The following is a 19,034-nucleotide window of genomic DNA, read 5'->3' as shown; positions in this document are numbered from 1 at the left end:
CCACCGGCAACCGATTGTTGCGGCAAAAGAGGCAGTAGACCGGCGAAGGGCGAAAAAGTGCGATTGGTTGGAAATAATTCGCAATATCCATTATAAACACGACTCACTCGCAATCATGCATGCCAGGAAGGCGCTCTATTCACCTCATCGGGAGCCTTTCATGGCACGTTCCTGTCCTTTTCGTCCGACCCTGCTCGCCCTCTGCTGTTCCCTTGGCGTTGCCGCCCATGCTGCTGACGCGCCGCTGGAGCTCGACGCCACCGCCATCAACGCCGATGCCGTCAAGGCGCCTCGCACCCAGTTGCCGGAGGCCTTCGCAGGTGGGCAGGTGGCCCGTGGTGGGCAGATGGGCGTGCTGGGCAACCAGGACATGATGGACGTGCCGTTCACCATGACCAGCTACACCTCGCAGTTGATCGAGGATCAGCAGGCCGAGGATATCGGCGATGTGCTGCTCAATGACCCATCGGTGCGCCAGTCGTTCGGCTTTGGCAACCAGTCCCAGGTCTTCGTGATCCGCGGCCTGCCGTTGAGCGGCGACGATGTGTCGTTCAATGGCTTGTATGGCGTGCTGCCGAGGCAGATGATCTCCACCGACGCGGTAGAGCGGGTCGAGCTGTTCAAGGGCCCCAACGCGTTCCTCAACGGTGCCAGCCCTACCGGCACCGGCCTTGGCGGCAACGTCAACCTGCAACCCAAGCGCGCCGGCGACACGCCGATCCGGCGCTACACCCAGGACATCAGCAGCGATGGCCGGGTGGGTGAGCACCTGGACATCGGTCAGCGTTTCGGTGAGGACAACCGTTTCGGTGCGCGCCTGAACCTGTCCCAGCGTGAAGGCGACACCGCCGTGGACGACCAGGATCAACGCAGCAAGCTGTTCGTCGCCGGGCTGGACTACCGTGGCGACCAACTCCGCCTGTCGGCCGACATCGGTTACCAGAAGCAGCGCGTCAACCATCTGCGCAACTCGGTGCGCCTGGGTTCGGCGGTGACCAGCATCCCGCGCGCGCCGAGCGCCGATCACAACTACGGCCAGGACTGGTCGTGGACCGAAACCGAAGACACCTTCGGCATGCTGCGCGGCGACTACGATTTCAACGAGAACTGGAGCGGGTACATCAGCGGTGGCGTCAAGCACACCCGTGAGAACGGCTTCTACGGCACGCCGGTCCTCACCAACGCTGCCACGGGCGCCGCGACCATCGGCGGTTCGCAGATCCCGCACAACGAAGACAACACCAGCCTGATGGCCGGTATCAACGGCCGCTTCCAGACCGGCCCGGTGAGCCACCAGCTGAATCTCGGTGCGGCGAGCATCTGGACCCAGCAGGAAAACGCCTATGTGTTCTACAGCTCGCAGAACACCAACATCTTCAACACCAGCCCACTGCCCAAGCCGACCACGCCTACGCTGGTCGGCGGCATGCTCGATGACCCGGGCGTGACCGGGAAGACCCGCAACCGCAGCCTGGCGTTGTCCGATACCGTGGGGCTGTTCGACGACACGCTGCTGCTCACCGCTGGCGTGCGTCGCCAGCAACTGCGCGTCGAAGGCTATGCCTACCGCGGCACGGGCGTGGACGCCGGACGCACTGCGTTCTACGACGAAGCGGTCACCACGCCGGTGTATGGCATCGTCTACAAGCTCAACCCGTCGGTCTCGTTGTACGCCAACAGCATCCAGGGCCTGGCCCAGGGCGCCACGGCGTCGGGGCAGGTGGTCAACCTCGGTGAGGTGTTCCCGCCGGCCAAGACCAAGCAGATCGAGGCGGGCATCAAGTTCGACCGCCAGACCTACGGTGCCAACCTGGCGGTGTTCCGTATCGAGCGACCCACCGATGGCTACGTGCAGGGCAATCTTTATGTGCAGGACGGCGAGCAGGTCAACAAGGGCGTCGAACTCAGCGTGTTTGGCGAGCCGGTGCCGGGTCTGCGCTTGATGGCCGGTGGTACGCGCATGGACACGGAACTGAAGAACACCCAGAACGGCACCAACGATGGCAATCACGCGGTGGGTGTCCCGACCTTCCAGCTCAATGCCAGCGTCGACTGGGACGTGCCAGGGCTCGACGGCGTGGCGCTCAATGCACGCATGCTGCGCACCGGCGGGCAGTACGCCAACCCGGCCAACACCCTGAGCCTGCCGACCTGGAACCGTTTCGACGTCGGCGCACGCTATCGCTTCAAGGTGCAGGACAAGGACATCACCCTGCGTGCGAACGTCGAAAACCTGACCGACAAGAACTACTGGGCCTCGGCCAACGGCGGTTACCTGACCCAGGGCGACCCGCGGCTGGTCAAGTTCTCCGGGACCATCGATTTCTGATGGCCCGTCGTCGCGCTATCGCGCCAGTGCCTGGTTGGGCTTGTAGAAGATGAAGTGCGTGGTCTGCGCTGTGCGCCGATAGGCCTTGGCCCAGTCTGGCCGCACAGTGCGATCATGGAAGTACAGCGCTCCGGCGGTGCTGTCTCGCAACTGCTGGTTCAACGCCTTGCGCGCGATTTCCTTGGCGACCCCGTAGCGCTCCTTTTCCTCGACCTGGTCAGGGCGCCCGTCGCACCACCAGGAGAACTGGCAGCTCTTGCTCTCGACGCCTTGCTTGACCACCCCGCAGATGGTGTCGGGGAAGCCGTCCTTGCCCAGGCGGTTGAGCACGACGCTGGCGACCGCCTTCATGTCTGTCTCGTCGGCGCCTTTGGCTTCCCAGTAAAGGGTGCGGGCAAGGCAGGTAATGCTGTCGTCCAGCGGCGCCTGCCCGGCCGGGTCCACGGCCTGCACCTCGGTGGGGGTGATCTTCTCCGGCGCCTTGGGTGGCGGGGCGTCGTTTACCACTTTCTGTTCGAGCGCCTGGGCCTTGTCTTCGGCGACTGCAGCCTTGGCGCTGTCGGCGGCATGCAACGGGCCTGCGGGCAGAGCCAGGAACAGGCTGATGACCATCCACGAGTGGCGCATGATCGGGCTTCCGCGTCAGTGAGCTGACTCCATTCTAGCCAAGCGGCTTCAACTTAGCGTGAGGCTGAGCATCAATGGCAGGGTGGCCGCTGCAGCGACGGTCTGCAACGCGATGATGGTCGCCATCAGCGGCGCGTTGCCCCCCATCTGCCGGGCCATGACGTAGGACGACGAAGCGGTGGGCAGTGCCTGGAACAGCACGGCCACCACGGCGGCCTGGCCGCTGAGACCCAGCACGCGACACAGGCCGAAGGTGGTCAGTGGCATGACCAGGAACTTGAACGCCGAGGCGGCCACCAGGGGCTTGACCTGCTGGCCCATTCGCGCGCCGCCCAATGCCGCTCCGACGCACAGCAACCCAAGGGGCAGGGCGGCCTGGCCAAGGGCCTTGACCGTGGGTTCCAGGCCCGCCGGCAGGCCTAACCCGCTGACCCGCAGCAGCAGGCCACCCGCACAGCCCACGATCAACGGGTTGGCGAAGATCGCCCGCAGCACGGTCAGGGGCGAGCTGTGGCGAGCGCTGAATCGGGCGAACACCAGTACGCAAAGCAGATTGACCAGCGGCACGATTGCCGCGTTGGCCACGGCCGCCAGGGCGATGCCGGCGCTGCCGTAGATGCCTGCCGCCAGGGTCGCGCCGATGTAGTTGTTGAAGCGTATGCCGCCCTGGAACACCGAGGTGAAATCAGCGCCATCGTGGCCTGCTGCGCCCTGGTAGAGCACCAGCAGGAGCGCGCCGGCCAGGGTCGAGAGCATCAGCACGCCGACCATGCCGAACACCGGCACACCCTCCAGGTTGGCGGTGGCCAGGCCATGCAGGAACAGCGAGGGCAGCAGCACGTAGTAGCTCAGGCGCTCGGCGCCGGGCCAGAAACCCTCCGCGAGAAAACCGCGCACCCGCAACAGGGTGCCGAGGGCGATCAGCAGGATGATGGGCACCAGGGTGGTGAGGAGCAGGGGCAGCATGGTCGCGGTTCCGTGGTCGGGTACCGGCACAGGTTAGCGGGGTGAGTCAGCAGAAAAAACCGTTGTTTTCTGCATTCACTGTTGAGGAAAACTGCAGGGTTGTGGCGTGATCAGCTGCCCAAGGCGGTCTTGAGCACCGCGCTCAGGTGTCGGCGCTGACTCTTTTCATGTTCCAGCAACACCACGTGGCGACTCAGTTGCGGCTCGCCAAAGGGCAGCACGGTGGCGGGCGGCAGCCGTTGCAGGTCATCGTCGCTCATCGGGATGATCGCCACCCCGAGGCCCATTGCCGCCATGCGTGCCAGGGCTTCCTGGCTGTCCAGCTCCATCTGCTCGCTGACCTGCAAATGCTGGCGGCGCAGTTCCTGTTCGATCTGCCGGCCCGCCCAGGCGCGTTTGTCGAAGCGCAGGAACGGTTGGCTGGCGAGCAGTTGCGCCAGGCTTTGCCCGGCCAGATCGGGGCTGGCCACGGCCCAGAAACGGTCCGAGAACAGCGGGCTGAACTGCAGGCTCTGCGGGTAGGGGCTGACCGGTTCGGTGGTGATGGCGGCGTCCAGTTCTCCGTCTTCGATCCGCCGGGCCAGCTCGGCGGACATGCCCGAGACCACGCTGATGTGCAGTTGCGGATGGTGCGCCTTGATCCACACCAGCGCCTTCGGCAGGCGTCGGGCGAGCACGGTATGGATCGCACCGATACGCAGCCGACCACGCAGGCTCGGGCCGCTGGCCAGGGTGTCGGCCAGCTCGTCGTAGGCAGTGAGAATACTTTCGGCCCGCGCCACGGCCAATTGCCCGGCTTCGGTGAGTGTCACCTGGCGGCGGCTGCGGTCGAACAGCGGCACTTGCAGTTCGTCCTCGAGCGTCTTGATGTGCAGGCTGACCGCCGAAGGGGTCAGGCTCAGCAGGTCGGCGGCGCGGGCGAAGGTGCCGTGGCGGGCGATGGTGACCAGGGTACGCAGGGCTTTGAGGGACACGCGACGGTTCTCCTGCACAGGAATGCCCGGCACGGTACGCGCATCGCGCCTCTGGGGGCAAGCGCCAGGCGGGTCAGTAGACCCAGACCTCGACCCGGCGATTGCGCAGGCGTCCCTGTTCCAGGTCGTTGTCGGCCACCGGCAGTTCATCACCCATGCCGGTGACATCCCGGATCTCCACGCCATTGCGCGCCAGTTCGCGGCGCACGGCCATGGCGCGCAGGCGCGAGAGCAGGGCGGCGCGGCCGGGTGTTTCCTTGGGGTCGCCAAACCCCACCAGTACCGTTTTGTCATGCAGCTTGCCGACCTGACGCAGGTAGTCGCTGACCCGCTGTACATCGCGCAGGGCCTTGTTGTCGAGGCTGGCGCTGCCTTCCTGGAAACGGAAGTTGACGCTCAGGCGCTGGGCCTCTGCAGCCAGGGCTCGGTATTGCGCGGGCATCTGGGCCTGTACCGCGACCGGCACTGCCTTGACCTGCTGCGAGACGAAACCCTGGGCGGCGACAATGGCCTGGCCGGCTGCGCTCTGGGTGAATTCGGCCAAGGCCTTGGCCTGAGCGCTCGGGTGAGTCGGCAGATAGAAGAACAGCCGCCGCGACAGCGGATAGTCTTCGCTGGCCACGGCTGCACGGGTTGGCAACAGGGCTGGAGCATCACCTTCGGCGATGGCCAGCAGCTTGGCGCCATGCACGGTGGTCAGGCTGCTGAAGCCGATGGCAGCGGGATCGGCCTTGACCCGTTCGGCCAAGGCGTCGCCGGACTCGAAGCGTTCGGCCCGTGGCGAGAGCCCCAGTGCCTGCGGTTGCAGAACCAGGGCGCGAAAGGTTTCGAAGGTGCCGGAGCGGTCGTCACGGGCGTACAGGTGAATGGGACCGCCCGCTACGCCGAGTTGCTCCCAGCGTTGGATATGGCCAGAGAAGACCTGTGCCAATTGTGCGGTATTCAACTGCTGCAGGCGGTTGTCGGGGTGCACCATGACCGCAACGCCGTCCAGGCCGATCACCTGCTCGCTGGCCGCGCTGCGCAGGTCGCCCAGACGTTGCAGTCGCTGGGCCTCCTGGTCGGAGATAGGGCGCGAGGCGGCGGCAAGGTCGGCTTCGCCGCTGTCCAGGGTACTGAAGCCGGTGCTGGAACCATGGGCGGCGATATTGATCAGCAATGGCTGGCCCTGGGCATCGCGGGCACGGATGTCAGTCTCGTTGGGCCGTTTCCCACGCTCGCTGCGGATGTCTTGTGCACCTTGGCTTTGTAGCAGCCCACGTACCAGGGCAGGTCCCAGTGCTGCGCCAATGGTGTTGGAGCCCTGGATACGCAGTGTGGCGGGCTCCGCCTGAGCCAGCAGGGGTAGCAGGCAGAGCAGAACAGCGAGAGGGCGGGGCATGCCGGGATCCTTGAGGCACAGGTATGTCCGGCAGATTACGACAGGGGTGTGAATGAAAAATGACGATCAGGCGCAGGCGATCGTTCAGAAGGTTGGTGGCGTGATCACCCAGATGACCACCGTGTCCACCTCGCCAGGGTTGCCATAGCGGTGTGGCTCCTGGCTAGGGAAACTGAAGCTGTCGCCTTCTTCGAGCAGGAAGTGGCGTTCGCCTACCCACAGCTCGAAACGCCCTGACAACACATAGCCGGCTTCCTCGCCTTCATGGCTATAGCTTTCCTGGCTGTAGGCGCCTGGCGGGAAGCGCGAATGCAGCATCTCCAGCTGGCGGTTGGGTTGCGGGGTGAGCAACTGGTCGACCACGCCATCTTCGTAATGCACGCTCAGGCGGCTTTGCCTGCGCACCACGAAGCCTTGGTCCTCGGGCGCGGTGCTGGCTTCGCTGGCGAAGAACCACTGGATGGTCACGCCCAGGCTGCGGGCGATGTTGAACAGCGCCGGGATCGACGGGTATGAAAGGTTGCGTTCCAGCTGGCTGATGTAGCCGGCGGTCAGCTCGCTCAGACGGGCCAGCTCCGCCAGGGTCATGCCGCGGCGCTTGCGCAGGCCGCGGATGCGGGAACCGAGGAACTGCGGGGCGGCAGTGCCGCCTTCGGCGAGTTGCGGGACGAGGGGGCGCTGGCTCATCGAGGGTCGGTCCATCGGCAAAAACCGGGAGTATGACCAGCCTCAGAGCGACCAGGCAACCGCCAGGCCGTCATGGATCGCCTCTTCAGCGGTTCGCGGGGCCAGGCAGTCGCCGATGCGCCGTACCTCGACCAACCCGGCCAGCTCCTGGGCCAGGGTGTCGACAGGCTGGTGACCCAGGCACAGCACCAGGGTGTCGATCTGTTCGAAGATCATGGGCTCGCCACTGGCGGTGTGTTGCAGGTACACGGTGTTGTCGTCGGTGCCGTAGAGGCGGGCGTAGGGGGTGATGGGGATCCCGAGGCGGTGCAGTTCCCCGGCCATCTGGTCACGTACGTAGAGTGGCAGGCTCTCGCCGCAGTGAGTGCCGTTGACCGCCAGTTGCACGTGATGGCCTTCACGCACCAGGCGTTCGGCGATGCCCGGGGCGATCCAGTCGCAGCGCCAGTCCAGCACCAGCACCGAGCGCCCCAGGGCGTGCTCGTTGCGCAGCACCTGCCAGGCATCCACCACCTGCAACTCGCCGCTGCGCTCGAATGCAGGCCAGTAGGGCTCGGCGCCGGTGGCAGCAATCACCAGGTCTGGCCGTTCGCGCTCGACCAGCGCGCGGTCTACGCGGGTATTGCGTACCACCTGCACGCCGGCCAGTGCCAGTTCGCGCTGCAGGTTGGTGCTGGCGCCGCCGAACTCGCTGCGCCGCGGCAGCAGTTGCGCCAGCAGCACCTGGCCGCCGAGCTGCGGGCCCGCTTCATACAGCGTCACCTCATGGCCTCGGGCGGCGGCGACGATGGCCGCCTTCATGCCCGCCGGACCACCGCCGGCTACCAGGATGCGCTTGCGCAGGGGTGCGGGTGTGACGCTGCCGTACTGCAGTTCGCGACCGGTTTCCGGGTGCTGGATGCAGGAGATCGGCAGGCCACGGTGGAAATGGCCGATGCAGGCCTGGTTGCAGGCGATGCAGGCGCGCACGTCCTCGACACGGCCTTGTTCGGTCTTGGCCGGCATCTGCGGGTCGCAGATCAGCGCGCGGGTCATGCCGCACACATCGGCCAGGCCGCGGGCGAGCATTTGTTCGGCTTCCTGTGGCTGGTTGATACGGCCAGTGACGAACAGCGGGATGTCCAGGCGCGCCTTGAAACTGCCGGCTTCGCGGGCCAGGTAGGCCGGCTCGATGGCCATCGGCGGGACGATATGCACCGCGCCACCCAGGGTGGCCGAGGTGCCGGCGACGATGTGCAGGTAATCGACCTGGTTCTGCACCGCGATGGCGGCCGCCAGTGATTCGTCTTCGCTCAGCCCTTCGCTGTCGCGTTCGTCGGCGCTGATGCGCAGGCCGACGATGAACTGTTCGTCAGTGGCTGCACGCACTGCCGCCAGCACTTCGCGCAGAAAACGCAGGCGGGCTTCGAGGTTGCCGTTGTAGCCATCGGTGCGGCGGTTGACGCGTGGGTTGAGAAACTGCGCGGGCAGGTAACCATGGCTGGCCACCACCTCGACGCCATCCAGCCCGGCCTGGTGCAGGCGCCGGGCTGCGCTGGCGTAGCCCTGGACGATTTCGTCGATCATCGGCTGCTCCAGGGCGCGCGGCATCACGCGAAAGCGCTCGTTCGGCACCGCCGAGGCCGAGTAGGCCACCGCCAGCAAGCCATCGGCCGATTCCATGATCTCCCGGCCGGGATGGAACAACTGCGACAACACCACGGTGCCGTGTGCATGACAGGCCTGGGCGATGCGCCGGTAGCCGTCGATGCAGGCATCGTCGGTGGCCATCAGCACGTGGGAGGTGTAGCGCGCACTGTCGTGCACCCCGGCGACCTGCAGCACGATCAGGCCGGCGCCGCCCTCGGCGCGGGCGCGTTGATAGGCGACGAGCTTGTCGTTGACCAGGTTGTCGGTGGGCAGACAGGTGTCATGGCCACTGGACATGATGCGGTTCTTCAGGCGTTTGCCACGGATCTGCAAGGGTTCGAACAGGTGAGCGAAGGCAGTCGACATGCGTACGGGCTCCAACGTGCGTTCTTGTTTTTTTCATGGAAGTGTACCTTCAGTAAAAAATCAACTTGTTTTTTTACTTTGGCAGGACTAGCTTCGGCTCATCCCCTCGTACCGGGGTAAGCTCGTCCCACAAGAACAACCCTGGATGACACCATGCACCCCAGCGAACGTACCCTGCGTGAGGAACTGGCCGCCTGCTATCGGCTGATTGCCCATTTCCGCATGACGGACCTGATCTTCACGCACATCTCGGTGCGCATACCCGGCCCCGAGCATCATTTTCTGATCAATCCCTACGGCCTGCTGTTCGAGGAAATCACCGCGTCCAATCTGGTGAAGATCGACTTGCAAGGGCGCGCCGTGGAGGCGTCGCCGTACCCGGTCAACCCGGCGGGCTTTGTCATCCACAGCGCCATCCACGGCGCACGCGAGGATGCCCAGTGCGTGTTGCACACCCACACCCGCGCCGGGTGCGCGGTGGCGGCGCTCGAATGCGGGCTGCTACCGGTCAACCAGATCTCCATGGAGTTCTACGGCAAGGTCGCTTACCACGACTATGAAGGCGTTGCCCTGGACATGGACGAGCAGCAGCGCCTGGTCGCCGACCTCGGCGACAAGCCGGTGATGATCCTGCGCAATCATGGGTTGCTGACGGTGGGGCGCACGGCGGGCGAGGCGTTTCTGCGCATGTTCTATCTGGAGAAGGCCTGCGAGATTCAGTTGGCGGCGCAGAGTGCCGGGAAGGTGGTGCTGCCATCGCCCGAGGTCTGCGCGCATACCGAGCGGCAGTTCAATGCTCCGGCACGGCCGCTCAAGCCCGGTGAGCTGGCGGACCCGGATGCCATGGGGTTGGCCTGGGAGGCGCTGTTGCGGTTGCTGGAGAAAGTGGCGCCGGATTATCGGAACTGACAGCAGGAGCGGCCTTGTGTCGCGAAAGGCCGCTCCTGCAAAAGTCCGCGCTGGCGTCGGTCAACGTGCCTGGGGTTCGATCAGCTGCGCCGGTGCGAGCTTGGCCTTGCCCCGGGCAACCCAGTAATACAGCACGCTAGGCACCACCAACCCGATCAGCCACGACACATCGACACCGCCCAGGTGCGCAACCATGGGCCCGGTGTACAGCTTGGTGTCGATGAAGGGCATCTGGATCAGCACTCCGATGCTGTAGACGATGATGCCGGGCCAGTTCCAGCGGCCATAGCGCCCGTCGGGATCGGCCAGGGCAGGGATGTCGTAGCGCTCGCGGGTGATGAAGTAGTAATCCACCAGGTTGACCGCGCTCCAGGGCACGAAGAAGGTCAGCAGGAACAGGATGAACGACTTGAATGCACTCAGGAACGAATGCTGGCCGAGCAGGGCCACCAGCGTCGCTGCACCCACGATGCCCAGCACGAACAGCAAGCGCTGCAGGCGGCTGATCTGCAGGCTGCCGCGAAAACCGCTGATGATCGTGGCGATGCACATGAAGCTGCCGTAGCTGTTGAGGGTGGAGATGGTCACCTTGCCGAAGGCGATGGCGAAGTACAGCAGCGCTGCGGTGGTACCGGCGCCGCCCAGGCCGACGATATAGGCCACTTCACGCCCCGAGAACTGGCCGCCGGCAATGGCGGCGGCGAACACGCCGAGGATCATCGAAGCCTGGGCGCCGATCACCGAGCCCAGGCCGGCGGCGAGAAAGGTCTTCAGCGCGGAGGTGTTGCTGGGCAGGTAGCGTGAATAGTCGGCGACGTAGGGGCCGAAAGCGATCTGCCAGGAGGCGGCCAGCGATACCGCCAGCAGGAACGAGGCCCAGCTGAAGTGGCGGTTGTCCAGCAGTTGGCCGATATCGGCGAGCAGCAGGATACGGCTGAACAGATAGACGAACGCAATGATCCCCAGCACGCTGGCCACGCGGCCGATCCAATGGATCACGCGGTAGCCGGCGAGGGTGGCCAGCACGATCACGCCGGCGAAGATCAGGATGCCGGCGCTGTCGCTGACGCTGAGCAACTGGCCGATGGCCTGGCCCGACAGTACCGTGCCGGTGGCGGTGAACCCCAGGTACATCAGGCACACCAGCACCATCGGGATGGCCGCGCCATAGACGCCGAACTGCACGCGGCTGGAGATCATCTGCGGCAGCCCCAACCGCGGCCCTTGGGCTGCGTGCAAGGCCATGACCGCTCCGCCGATCACCTGGCCCAGCAGCAGGCCGATCAATGACCAGAACACATCACCGCCGAGCACGACGGCGAGGGCGCCGGTCACGATGGCGGTGATCTGCAGATTGGCTCCCAGCCACAGGGTGAACTGGCTGTACACGCGTCCATGGCGTTCAGCTTCGGGAATGTAGTCGATCGAGCGCCGCTCGATCACGGGCTTGCTGGACATGTGGGGCTCCGCTTGTTTGTTGTTGTAGGGCGGCAAGGGCAACCAGAGGAATGACTTCTCTCTTATATCATCATGTATATACAAGACGGTCAATGCATAGAAATCGACTTCTGTAGGAGTGGCCTCGTGTCGCGAAAGGGCCGTGCAGCAGCCCCCGACATGCTGAATCTGCATCGAGCGTCAGTAGCGCAATGGAAGGTAGAACAGGTGGCGAAGAGGCCGAAACGAGCGAAGCGGGTCATTAACCCGCGAAAAAGACACCGCGCTGCCTGGCACGGGCTACGCCCGTGTGCGCGGGACAAGTCGCGGCGGCGAACCGCCGCTCTCACAGGGATTGGGTTAGACCTTTAGATTTTGAGCAAGACAGAATTTCCAACAGCGGCGTGCTGCGAAGAGGCCCCTCAGTGTGCGCCGGCAGCCTTGCTCAGGTCGCTCTCGGCCCACTCGGTGTACACGCAGGCATCGGCCACCGCCCAGCGTACCTTGACCGTATCGCCTGGCTGCATCGGCATGCCTGCCGCCGATAGCGCCTTGACCGCCATTTCGGTACCGCCCGCCGTCACCACGTGACAGGTCTGGCTTTCGCCGAGGAACAAGACCTCGCCGACCTTGGCGCTCACTTCATTCCAGCCTGCCGGCAGCGGTTCACGGGTCGCCTGCTCGGCGCTCAGCGCCAGGGCCTTTTCCGGGCGGACCATGATCAGCGCATCCTGACCTGCGGCCAACCCCGAGGTCAGGCGAATGGCCAGCGACTGGCCCTCGAACGCCGCCGCGCCATGGCTGCTGGCGGTGATCCGGAGGAAGTTGGAGTTGCCCAGGAACGAGGCGACGAACGCGTTTGGCGGGTTCTGATAGAGGTCGTAACCGCTGCCCAGACCGACGATCTTGCCGTGGCTGAAGATGGCGATGCGCTGGGACAGGCGCATCGCTTCTTCCTGGTCGTGGGTGACGTAGACGATGGTGATACCCAGGCGCCGATGCAGCTGACGCAACTCGTCCTGCAGGTCTTCGCGCAGTTTCTTGTCCAGGGCACCGAGGGGCTCGTCCATCAGCAGGATGCGTGGCTCGTACACCAGCGCTCGGGCGATCGCCACGCGCTGTTGCTGGCCGCCGGAGAGCTGGGCCGGGCGCCGGTGTGCGAAGGTTTCCAACTGCACCAGCTTGAGCATAGCGTCGACGCGCTTGGCGATCTCGGCGCTGCCCAGCTTGCGGATGGCCAGTGGGAAGGCGATGTTGTCGCGCACGCTCAGGTGCGGGAACAGCGAGTAGCGTTGGAACACCATGCCGATGTCACGCTTGTGCGGCGGCACGTTCACCAGCGAGCGGCCTTCGACCAGGATCTCGCCGCTGCTGGGGGTCTCGAAGCCGGCCAGCATCGACAGGGTGGTGGACTTGCCCGAGCCGCTTGAGCCGAGGAAGGTGAGGAATTCGCCGTCCTGGATGTCCAGGCTGATGTTGTCGACCGCGGCGAAGTCGCCGTAGTGCTTGTTCAGGTTGCGCAGGGAGACCAGGGTCTTGCCGTGCGCGGCTTCTTTGATGACTGCACTCATTATTGTTGTCTCCGGCACTCAGGCGTTGTTTTCGTTGCGGCGGCGCAGGGCGCTGGCGATGAACATGACCAGCAGCGACAGGCCGATCAGCAGTGTCGAGGCGACGGCGATCACCGGGCTCAGGTCCTGGCGCAGGGTGGTCCACATCTTCACTGGCAAGGTCTGCAGGTCGGGGCTGGCCATCATCACGCTGAGCACGACCTCATCCCACGACACCAGGAAGGCGAATAGCCCGCCGGCGATCATGCCCGGGCGGATGGCCGGGAAGGTGACCTTGACGATCGCCTGCAGCCGCGAGGCGCCGCAGATCACCGCGGCATCCTCGATCGACTGGTCGAACAGCTTCAGCGAGTTGATGATCGAGATGATGGTGAAGGGCAGGGCGACGATCACGTGGCTGACCACGAAGGCGAACAGCGTGCCGGTATAGCCCAGCTTCAGGAACAGCGCGTAGACCGCGACCGCGATGATCACCAGCGGCACGATCATCGGCATGGTGAACAGGCCGTAGAGCAGTTCGCGCCCAGGAAAGCGCCCGCGCACCAGAGCGAAGGCGGTCGGCAGGCCCAGGGCCACGGCGGCGAAGGTGGTCAGCACAGCCACCTTGAGGCTGGCCAGCGCGGCGTCCATCCACTCGGGGTTGGAGAAGAACTGGTCGTACCATTTGAAGGTCCAGCCGGGGGGCGGGAACACCAGCCACTGGGAGGAGCCGAACGACAGCAGGACGATGAACACCACCGGCAGCAGCAGGAAGGCAGCGATGATCCCGGTGGTCAGGTACAGGCCGGTGCGCAGCGGGCGACCCATGGCGTTGGGGGACAGGAGCATGAAGGATTACCTCGCATTGCCGACCGGGGATTCCGGCTGCAGCTTCAGGTACAGGTAGAAGAGCACCAGGGTGATCACCACCAGCAGTGCCGCGGCGGCGCTGGCCAGCCCCCAGTTCAGGAACGACTGCACCTGCTGGATGATGAACTCGGGCAGCATCATGTTCTGCGCACCGCCCAGCAATGCCGGGGTGACGTAGTAACCGAGCGACATCACGAACACCATCAGCGCACCTGAGAACAAGCCTGAACGGCACAACGGGATGAACACTTTCCAGAAATTGGTCCAGGGGCTTGCACCGCAGATCGAGCCTGCCTGCAGCACCATCGGGTCGATGGCCTGCATGGTCGCCTGCAATGGCAGCACGATGAACGGGATCATGATGTAGCTCATGCCGATCACTACACCGGTGAGGTTGTGCACCATTTCCAGCGGCGCATCGATGATGCCCAGCGCCATCAGCAGCTTGTTGATCACTCCCGAGCCTTGCAGCAGCACCAGCCAGGAATAGGTGCGGGCCAGCAGGCTGGTCCACATGGACAGCAGCACGATGTTCAGCAGCCAACGCCCCCAGCCACGAGGCACCAAGGTGATCGCCCAGGCCAGCGGAAAGCCCAGCAATACGCTGATCACCGTCACCAGACCCGCCACCGAGAAGGTGTTGAACAGCACGCGCGCGTAGGCTGAGTTGGCGAACAGCTGCTCGTAGTTGCCCAGCCCAGGCACCGGCTCCAGCACCCCACGCAGCAGCAGGCCGATCAGTGGCGCGAAGAAAAACAGGCCGAGGAACAACAGGGCCGGCAGCAGGTTGCGACTGCCACGCCAGCGCTGGCTCAGTGGCGGGCGGCGCACGGCCGCTCGCGGGGCGCCGGTGCCGGGGTCGGCACCTTGGGCATTGTGCAGGGCGTTGATGGCGACTTTCATTTGACCAGCCACTCATTCCAGCGCGCAGCGATTGCCTGGCCGTTCTTGGCCCAGTAGGCGAAGTCGAGGGTGACCTGGTCCTGGGCATAGGCGGTTGGCAGGTTGGGCGCGAGTTTCTTGTCGAGTTCGGCGACGCTGTCGAGGTTCACCGGGGCGTAGGCGGTAAGGTTGGCGAAGTCGGCCTGGCCTTTGGCGCTGCTGGCGTTGGCCAGGAACTTCATGGCCGCGTCCTTGTTCTTGGCACCCTTGGGGATGACCAGGAAGTCGGCCATGACCAGGTTCTGCTTCCAGCTCACGCCCACCGGGGCACCATCCTGCTGCAGGGCGTAGACGCGGCCGTTCCAGAACTGCCCGAGCGCGGCTTCACCGGAGGCCAGCAATTGCTGGGACTGGGCACCGCCGCCCCACCAGACGATGTCTTTCTTGATGGTGTCGAGTTTCTTGAAGGCGCGGTCCAGGTCCAGCGGGTAGAGCTTGTCGGCAGGTACGCCGTCGGCGAGCAGGGCCAGCTCCAGCACGCCGGGGCTCGGCCACTTGTACAGCGCACGCTTGCCGGGGTAGGTCTTGGTGTCGAACAGCGCGCTCCAGTCGACCGGCTTGTTGGCCCCAAGCTTGCCCTCGTTGTAGCCGAGCACGAAGGAGAAGAAGAACGAGCCGACGCCATGGTCGGAGACGAAGCGCGGGTCGATGCGATCACGCTGGATGGTGGAGAAGTCGAGGGGTTCGAGCAGGCCTTCGCTGGCGGCACGCAGGGCGAAGTCGGCTTCGACGTCGACCACATCCCATTGCACGTTGCCGCTTTCGACCATGGCCTTGAGCTTGCCGTAGTCGGTCGGGCCGTCCTGTACGACCTTGATGTTGCTGCCCTTGCTGAAAGGGTCGGCCCATGCCTGTTTCTGGGCGTCCTGGGTGGTGCCGCCCCAACTGACGAAGTTGAGGCTGTCGGCGGCCTGGGTGGCCTGGCAGGCCAGTGCCAGCAGGCTTGCGGACAGCACAGCGGTGACTCGTTTGCTCAACAGCATGGTTACGCCCTCGTTGCTTTTGTTATTCGAGGCGGGCTTTTGTCGCGCCCGCCAACTGTGTTCGGGAGCAGCTATCTCAGGTAATTCGTGGCCGTTGTGTGATTGTAGGTGCGGCCGGCAGATTCAAGGTCTACGGGATATCATATTATGGTATTCCAAACTTTTGGCAAGCGTTCGGTGTTACCAGTCATCCTGTCGGTGACGCAAGATTCAGTGAGATTCGAATGGAATGCTCTGCACCACTTCCAGCTCATACCCCGCCAGCCCTGCGTACTTGAGTGGTGGGCCCAGGTGGCGCAGCTTGCCCACGCCCAGGTCCTGCAGGATCTGCGCGCCGGTACCCACCTCCGAGTACACCTTCGACTGCCCGCGCTGGTAGGGGCGCTGTGGCTGGGTGAGTTGCGGCACGCGTTCGAGCAGGGCCTGAGAGGATTCATGGTTGGCGAGGATCACTACCACGCCGGCACCCTCTGCTGCGACCCGCTCCAGCGCCGCCCACAGTGTCCAGTTGGCAGGGCCTGCATATTCAGCGCCGACCAGGTCGCGCAGCGGATCGATGACATGCACGCGTACCAGCGTCGGCTGCTCGCGGCGAATGTCGCCCATCACCATGGCCATGTGCACGCCACCTTCGATACGGTCCTCGAAGGTCACCAGGCGAAACGTGCCGTGGACCGTTGGCAGCTCGCGCTCGCCGATGCGCTTGACCGTTTGTTCGGTGCTCAGGCGATAGTGGATGAGGTCGGCGATGGTGCCGATCTTGATGCCGTGGCGCTCGGCGAACAGCTCCAGGTCCGGGCGGCGGGCCATGGTGCCGTCGTCGTTGAGCACTTCGACGATCACCGAGGCCGGTGCGAAGCCTGCAAGGCGCGCCAGGTCGCAACCGGCTTCGGTGTGTCCGGCACGGGTCAGCACGCCACCTTCACGGGCGCGCAGGGGGAAGATGTGGCCAGGCTGGACCAGGTGCTCGGGGCGGGCGTCCGCGGCCATGGCGGCGGCCACGGTCCGCGCGCGGTCGGCGGCAGAGATGCCTGTGGTGACACCGCTGGCGGCCTCGATCGATACCGTGAACGCCGTGCTGAATACGCTGCCGTTGGTCGGTACCATCTGCTCAAGGCCCAGGCGTTGGCAGTGTTCGTCGGTCAGCGTCAGGCAGATCAGGCCGCGTGCTTCGCGGGCCATGAAATTGATTGCTTGCGCGTCACAGCGCTCGGCGGCGATCAGCAGGTCGCCTTCATTCTCCCGGTCTTCGTCGTCCACCAGCAGCACCATCTTGCCCTGGCGGTAGTCTTCGAGAAGGTCTTCGATGCTGTTGAAAGCCATGCTGCACGCTCACTGTGGTCAGGTGATTTTTATGGTATACCATAATACACAAATAACCCTGTACAGGAGAGCGACGGATGAAGGCTTACTGGATCGCCCATGTGGACGTTACCGACCCGGAGCAGTACCAGCAGTACACCCAGCGTGCGCCGGCGGCGTTCGTGGCATTTGGCGGGCGCTTTCTGGCCCGGGGTGGCAAGAGCGAGGCGATGGAGGGGAGGGTGACACCGCAGCGCAGCGTGGTGATCGAATTCGACTCGTACGAGCAGGCGCTGGCCTGCTACCGGTCTGATCTGTATCAGGAGGCGTGCCGACATCGGCAGGGAGTGGCCAAAGCCGAGGTGATCATCGTCGAAGGGTTCGAGCCGTAGAGTCGCCCGATTCAGCCGAGAAAGGGCAGCACAAAAACCAGCTAGCCCTGCACAAATGCAGGGCTAGCGCTATGCATCAATGTCCGGCAGCGAGCTTGGCACCCGTCTGGCGACGACGGTAGGCGCTGTCACGGCTGGCCAGCCACCAGTACAGCGGCGTGGTCACCGCCAACCCGACCAGCCACGACAGGTCGGCACCATTGATGTGTTCCGATACCGGGCCTACGTACAGCGGCGTGTTCATGAACGGAATCTGCACCACGATCCCGACGGCGTAGGCGATCAGCGCCTGCGGGTTGTAACGACCGTAGATCCCACCGTCGACCTTGAAGATCGACTGGATGTCGTACTCGCCCTTGTGGATGGCATAGAAGTCGATCAGGTTGATCGCGGTCCACGGCACCAGCACGACCAGCAGCACCAAGACCATGTCGACGAAGTGCCCAATGAAGTCGGACGAGGCGAAGACTGCCACCACACTGCACGCGGCCAGCACGATCAGCGAGAGCACGGCGCGGGTCTTGGCGGTCGGGATCCAGCGATACGCGAAGGTCTGCACCAGGGTGATGATCGACAGCACCGCACCATACAGGTTGAGCGCGTTGTGGCTGATCACGCTGAGCAGGAACAGCACCAGCATCAGCGGGCCGATGGCGCCGGTGGCCAGCTTCACGGCGTCCATGGTGTCCATCCCGGCGGGGATCGCCAATACGGCGACTGCGCCGAAGATGAACGACAGGCTCGAACCCAGGGCTGAGCCCAGGTAGGTGGTCCAGAAGGTCGACGACACTTTCACGTCGGCTGGCAGGTAGCGCGAGTAGTCCGACACGTAAGGGGCGAAGGCGATCTGCCACAGCGCCGCCAGCGACACGGTGGCCAGCCAGCCGGAGATGTTGAAGCTGCCGCGGGTCAGGAAGTCATCGCTCTGCACATGGGTGAAGATGTAGCCGAAGCCGACCACGATGCCGATGCCCAGCACCCAGGTGCCGATGCGGTTGAGCACATGGATGAAGCGGTAGCCGATGATGCCGATGATCCCCGAGCCCAGGGCGCCGATGACGATGCCTACCGGCACCGGCACGCTTTCGACCACGCCGTGCAGCGATTTGCCAGCCAGCACGATATTGGAGGCGAAGAAGCCGATGTACATCACCCCCGCGATCACCACCACCAGCAAGGCGCCGAGGGTGCCGAACTGGGCGCGGCTCTGGATCATCTGTGGGATGCCCATCTGCGGGCCCTGGGCCGAGTGCAGGGCCATCAGCACACCGCCGACCAGATGGCCGACCAGGATAGCGACGATGCCCCAGATCAGGTTGAGGTGGAACAGCTGCACGCCCAGGGCGCCAGTGACGATGGGCAGCGGCGCGATGTTGCCGCCGAACCACAGGGTGAACAAGTCCTTTACCTTTCCATGGCGGTCTTCGGGGGGCACGTATCCGATCGTGTGTTTTTCTATGAGAGGTGCCGATGTGGCTGCGCTGGTCATGACGGACTCCAAGGCAAGGATGGGCACTTCACAGGTGCCCGGATGCGCGTCGGCAAAAGGCGACGCTTTCTTGTTGGAAGCGATCATGGGGCGTGGGCGCAGATGGATAAATTAGTAAATATGTGCTCATGAACGTTAAAAAAACTAAGTTCGCGAATGGGGCACGGTAGACCGTCGCAAAGGCTGTGCCACCAGGCTGCA

Annotated in this window: 16 protein-coding genes; 3 read left to right on the top strand and 13 right to left on the bottom strand. The window is 64.5% G+C overall.

All coding sequences use genetic code 11. The features are described 5' to 3' along the window. Positions 1-160: 160 nt before the first annotated feature. Positions 161-2,329, top strand: coding sequence for a TonB-dependent receptor (locus ACTYOL_RS14360; protein ID WP_200603281.1), 2,169 nt, complete (start codon positions 161-163; stop codon positions 2,327-2,329). Between the two features lie 15 nt (positions 2,330-2,344). Here the strand turns inward: ACTYOL_RS14360 and ACTYOL_RS14355 are convergent, their stop codons facing one another. From ACTYOL_RS14355 to ACTYOL_RS14330, 6 genes are all read right to left on the bottom strand, one after another. After that, on the bottom strand, positions 2,345-2,956 hold the full coding sequence (locus ACTYOL_RS14355; RefSeq protein WP_153773786.1) for a cell wall hydrolase: 612 nt from the start codon (positions 2,954-2,956) through the stop codon (positions 2,345-2,347). Between the two features lie 48 nt (positions 2,957-3,004). Then, positions 3,005-3,922, bottom strand: coding sequence for an AEC family transporter (locus ACTYOL_RS14350; protein ID WP_153773785.1), 918 nt, complete (start codon positions 3,920-3,922; stop codon positions 3,005-3,007). Between the two features lie 110 nt (positions 3,923-4,032). Next, positions 4,033-4,896, bottom strand: a complete 864-nt coding sequence (locus ACTYOL_RS14345) for a LysR family transcriptional regulator (RefSeq protein WP_153773784.1) — start codon at positions 4,894-4,896, stop codon at positions 4,033-4,035. Between the two features lie 73 nt (positions 4,897-4,969). Further along, positions 4,970-6,277 carry a substrate-binding domain-containing protein gene (locus ACTYOL_RS14340; protein WP_444756471.1) on the bottom strand — a complete coding sequence of 436 codons (1,308 nt, stop codon included), beginning with the start codon at positions 6,275-6,277 and terminating at the stop codon, positions 4,970-4,972. 84 nt (positions 6,278-6,361) lie between these two features. Beyond that, positions 6,362-6,964 (bottom strand): cupin domain-containing protein, encoded by a 603-nt coding sequence (locus ACTYOL_RS14335; protein WP_063545072.1) that lies wholly within the window; start codon positions 6,962-6,964, stop codon positions 6,362-6,364. A 42-nt stretch (positions 6,965-7,006) separates the two neighbouring features. Next, positions 7,007-8,959, bottom strand: coding sequence for an oxidoreductase (locus ACTYOL_RS14330; protein WP_444756470.1), 1,953 nt, complete (start codon positions 8,957-8,959; stop codon positions 7,007-7,009). Between the two features lie 141 nt (positions 8,960-9,100). Here ACTYOL_RS14330 and ACTYOL_RS14325 point away from each other — a divergent pair, with 141 nt between their 5' ends. Next, a complete protein-coding gene (locus ACTYOL_RS14325) occupies positions 9,101-9,868 on the top strand; it encodes a class II aldolase/adducin family protein (protein WP_444758151.1) in 768 nt (255 codons plus the stop codon). Positions 9,869-9,928: 60 nt separating this feature from the next. Here the strand turns inward: ACTYOL_RS14325 and ACTYOL_RS14320 are convergent, their stop codons facing one another. The 6 genes from ACTYOL_RS14320 to ribBA form a co-directional block, all read right to left on the bottom strand. Then, complete coding sequence (locus tag ACTYOL_RS14320; protein ID WP_444756469.1) at positions 9,929-11,326, bottom strand: purine-cytosine permease family protein; 1,398 nt, start codon at positions 11,324-11,326, stop codon at positions 9,929-9,931. Positions 11,327-11,727: 401 nt separating this feature from the next. Continuing rightward, positions 11,728-12,876: an ABC transporter ATP-binding protein gene (locus ACTYOL_RS14315; RefSeq protein WP_444756468.1), complete on the bottom strand. Its 1,149-nt coding sequence runs from the start codon at positions 12,874-12,876 to the stop codon at positions 11,728-11,730. 18 nt (positions 12,877-12,894) lie between these two features. Continuing rightward, complete coding sequence (locus ACTYOL_RS14310) at positions 12,895-13,704, bottom strand: ABC transporter permease (protein WP_153773780.1); 810 nt, start codon at positions 13,702-13,704, stop codon at positions 12,895-12,897. 6 nt (positions 13,705-13,710) lie between these two features. Next, on the bottom strand, positions 13,711-14,628 hold the full coding sequence (locus tag ACTYOL_RS14305; RefSeq protein ID WP_054890793.1) for an ABC transporter permease: 918 nt from the start codon (positions 14,626-14,628) through the stop codon (positions 13,711-13,713). Continuing rightward, the gene (locus ACTYOL_RS14300; protein ID WP_063545067.1) at positions 14,625-15,650 is read right to left on the bottom strand and encodes an ABC transporter substrate-binding protein; all 1,026 of its coding nucleotides are present in this window, start codon (positions 15,648-15,650) and stop codon (positions 14,625-14,627) included. Before ACTYOL_RS14300 ends, ACTYOL_RS14305 begins: the two co-directional genes overlap by 4 nt. 210 nt (positions 15,651-15,860) lie before the next feature. Next, positions 15,861-16,973, bottom strand: a complete 1,113-nt coding sequence (gene ribBA / locus ACTYOL_RS14295; RefSeq protein WP_200603286.1) for a bifunctional 3,4-dihydroxy-2-butanone-4-phosphate synthase/GTP cyclohydrolase II — start codon at positions 16,971-16,973, stop codon at positions 15,861-15,863. A gap of 77 nt (positions 16,974-17,050) precedes the next feature. Between ribBA and ACTYOL_RS14290 the strand changes: the two genes are divergently transcribed. Then, complete coding sequence (locus tag ACTYOL_RS14290) at positions 17,051-17,344, top strand: DUF1330 domain-containing protein (protein ID WP_063545065.1); 294 nt, start codon at positions 17,051-17,053, stop codon at positions 17,342-17,344. Positions 17,345-17,420: 76 nt separating this feature from the next. Here the strand turns inward: ACTYOL_RS14290 and ACTYOL_RS14285 are convergent, their stop codons facing one another. Next, positions 17,421-18,833, bottom strand: a complete 1,413-nt coding sequence (locus tag ACTYOL_RS14285) for a purine-cytosine permease family protein (protein WP_065863611.1) — start codon at positions 18,831-18,833, stop codon at positions 17,421-17,423. Positions 18,834-19,034 lie beyond the last annotated feature (201 nt).

It is taken from the genome of Pseudomonas sp. A014 (genome assembly GCF_052378495.1).
GTDB lineage: Bacteria > Pseudomonadota > Gammaproteobacteria > Pseudomonadales > Pseudomonadaceae > Aquipseudomonas > Aquipseudomonas machongensis.
The sequence above is the reverse complement of the archived record's forward strand: the minus strand, read 5'-3'. Positions and strand labels throughout refer to the sequence as shown.

What these genes read in the sequence shown, in the direction of transcription:
- ACTYOL_RS14360 (WP_200603281.1), top strand. Translation starts at nt 161, where the DNA reads ATGGCACGTTCCTGTCCTTTTCGTCCGACCCTGCTCGCCCTCTGCTGT.
- ACTYOL_RS14355 (WP_153773786.1), bottom strand. Translation starts at nt 2,956, where the DNA reads ATGCGCCACTCGTGGATGGTCATCAGCCTGTTCCTGGCTCTGCCCGCA.
- ACTYOL_RS14350 (WP_153773785.1), bottom strand. Translation starts at nt 3,922, where the DNA reads ATGCTGCCCCTGCTCCTCACCACCCTGGTGCCCATCATCCTGCTGATC.
- ACTYOL_RS14340 (WP_444756471.1), bottom strand. Translation starts at nt 6,277, where the DNA reads ATGCCCCGCCCTCTCGCTGTTCTGCTCTGCCTGCTACCCCTGCTGGCT.
- ACTYOL_RS14335 (WP_063545072.1), bottom strand. Translation starts at nt 6,964, where the DNA reads ATGAGCCAGCGCCCCCTCGTCCCGCAACTCGCCGAAGGCGGCACTGCC.
- ACTYOL_RS14330 (WP_444756470.1), bottom strand. Translation starts at nt 8,959, where the DNA reads ATGTCGACTGCCTTCGCTCACCTGTTCGAACCCTTGCAGATCCGTGGC.
- ACTYOL_RS14320 (WP_444756469.1), bottom strand. Translation starts at nt 11,326, where the DNA reads ATGTCCAGCAAGCCCGTGATCGAGCGGCGCTCGATCGACTACATTCCC.
- ACTYOL_RS14315 (WP_444756468.1), bottom strand. Translation starts at nt 12,876, where the DNA reads ATGAGTGCAGTCATCAAAGAAGCCGCGCACGGCAAGACCCTGGTCTCC.
- ACTYOL_RS14310 (WP_153773780.1), bottom strand. Translation starts at nt 13,704, where the DNA reads ATGCTCCTGTCCCCCAACGCCATGGGTCGCCCGCTGCGCACCGGCCTG.
- ACTYOL_RS14305 (WP_054890793.1), bottom strand. Translation starts at nt 14,628, where the DNA reads ATGAAAGTCGCCATCAACGCCCTGCACAATGCCCAAGGTGCCGACCCC.
- ACTYOL_RS14300 (WP_063545067.1), bottom strand. Translation starts at nt 15,650, where the DNA reads ATGCTGTTGAGCAAACGAGTCACCGCTGTGCTGTCCGCAAGCCTGCTG.
- ribBA (WP_200603286.1), bottom strand. Translation starts at nt 16,973, where the DNA reads ATGGCTTTCAACAGCATCGAAGACCTTCTCGAAGACTACCGCCAGGGC.
- ACTYOL_RS14290 (WP_063545065.1), top strand. Translation starts at nt 17,051, where the DNA reads ATGAAGGCTTACTGGATCGCCCATGTGGACGTTACCGACCCGGAGCAG.
- ACTYOL_RS14285 (WP_065863611.1), bottom strand. Translation starts at nt 18,833, where the DNA reads ATGACCAGCGCAGCCACATCGGCACCTCTCATAGAAAAACACACGATC.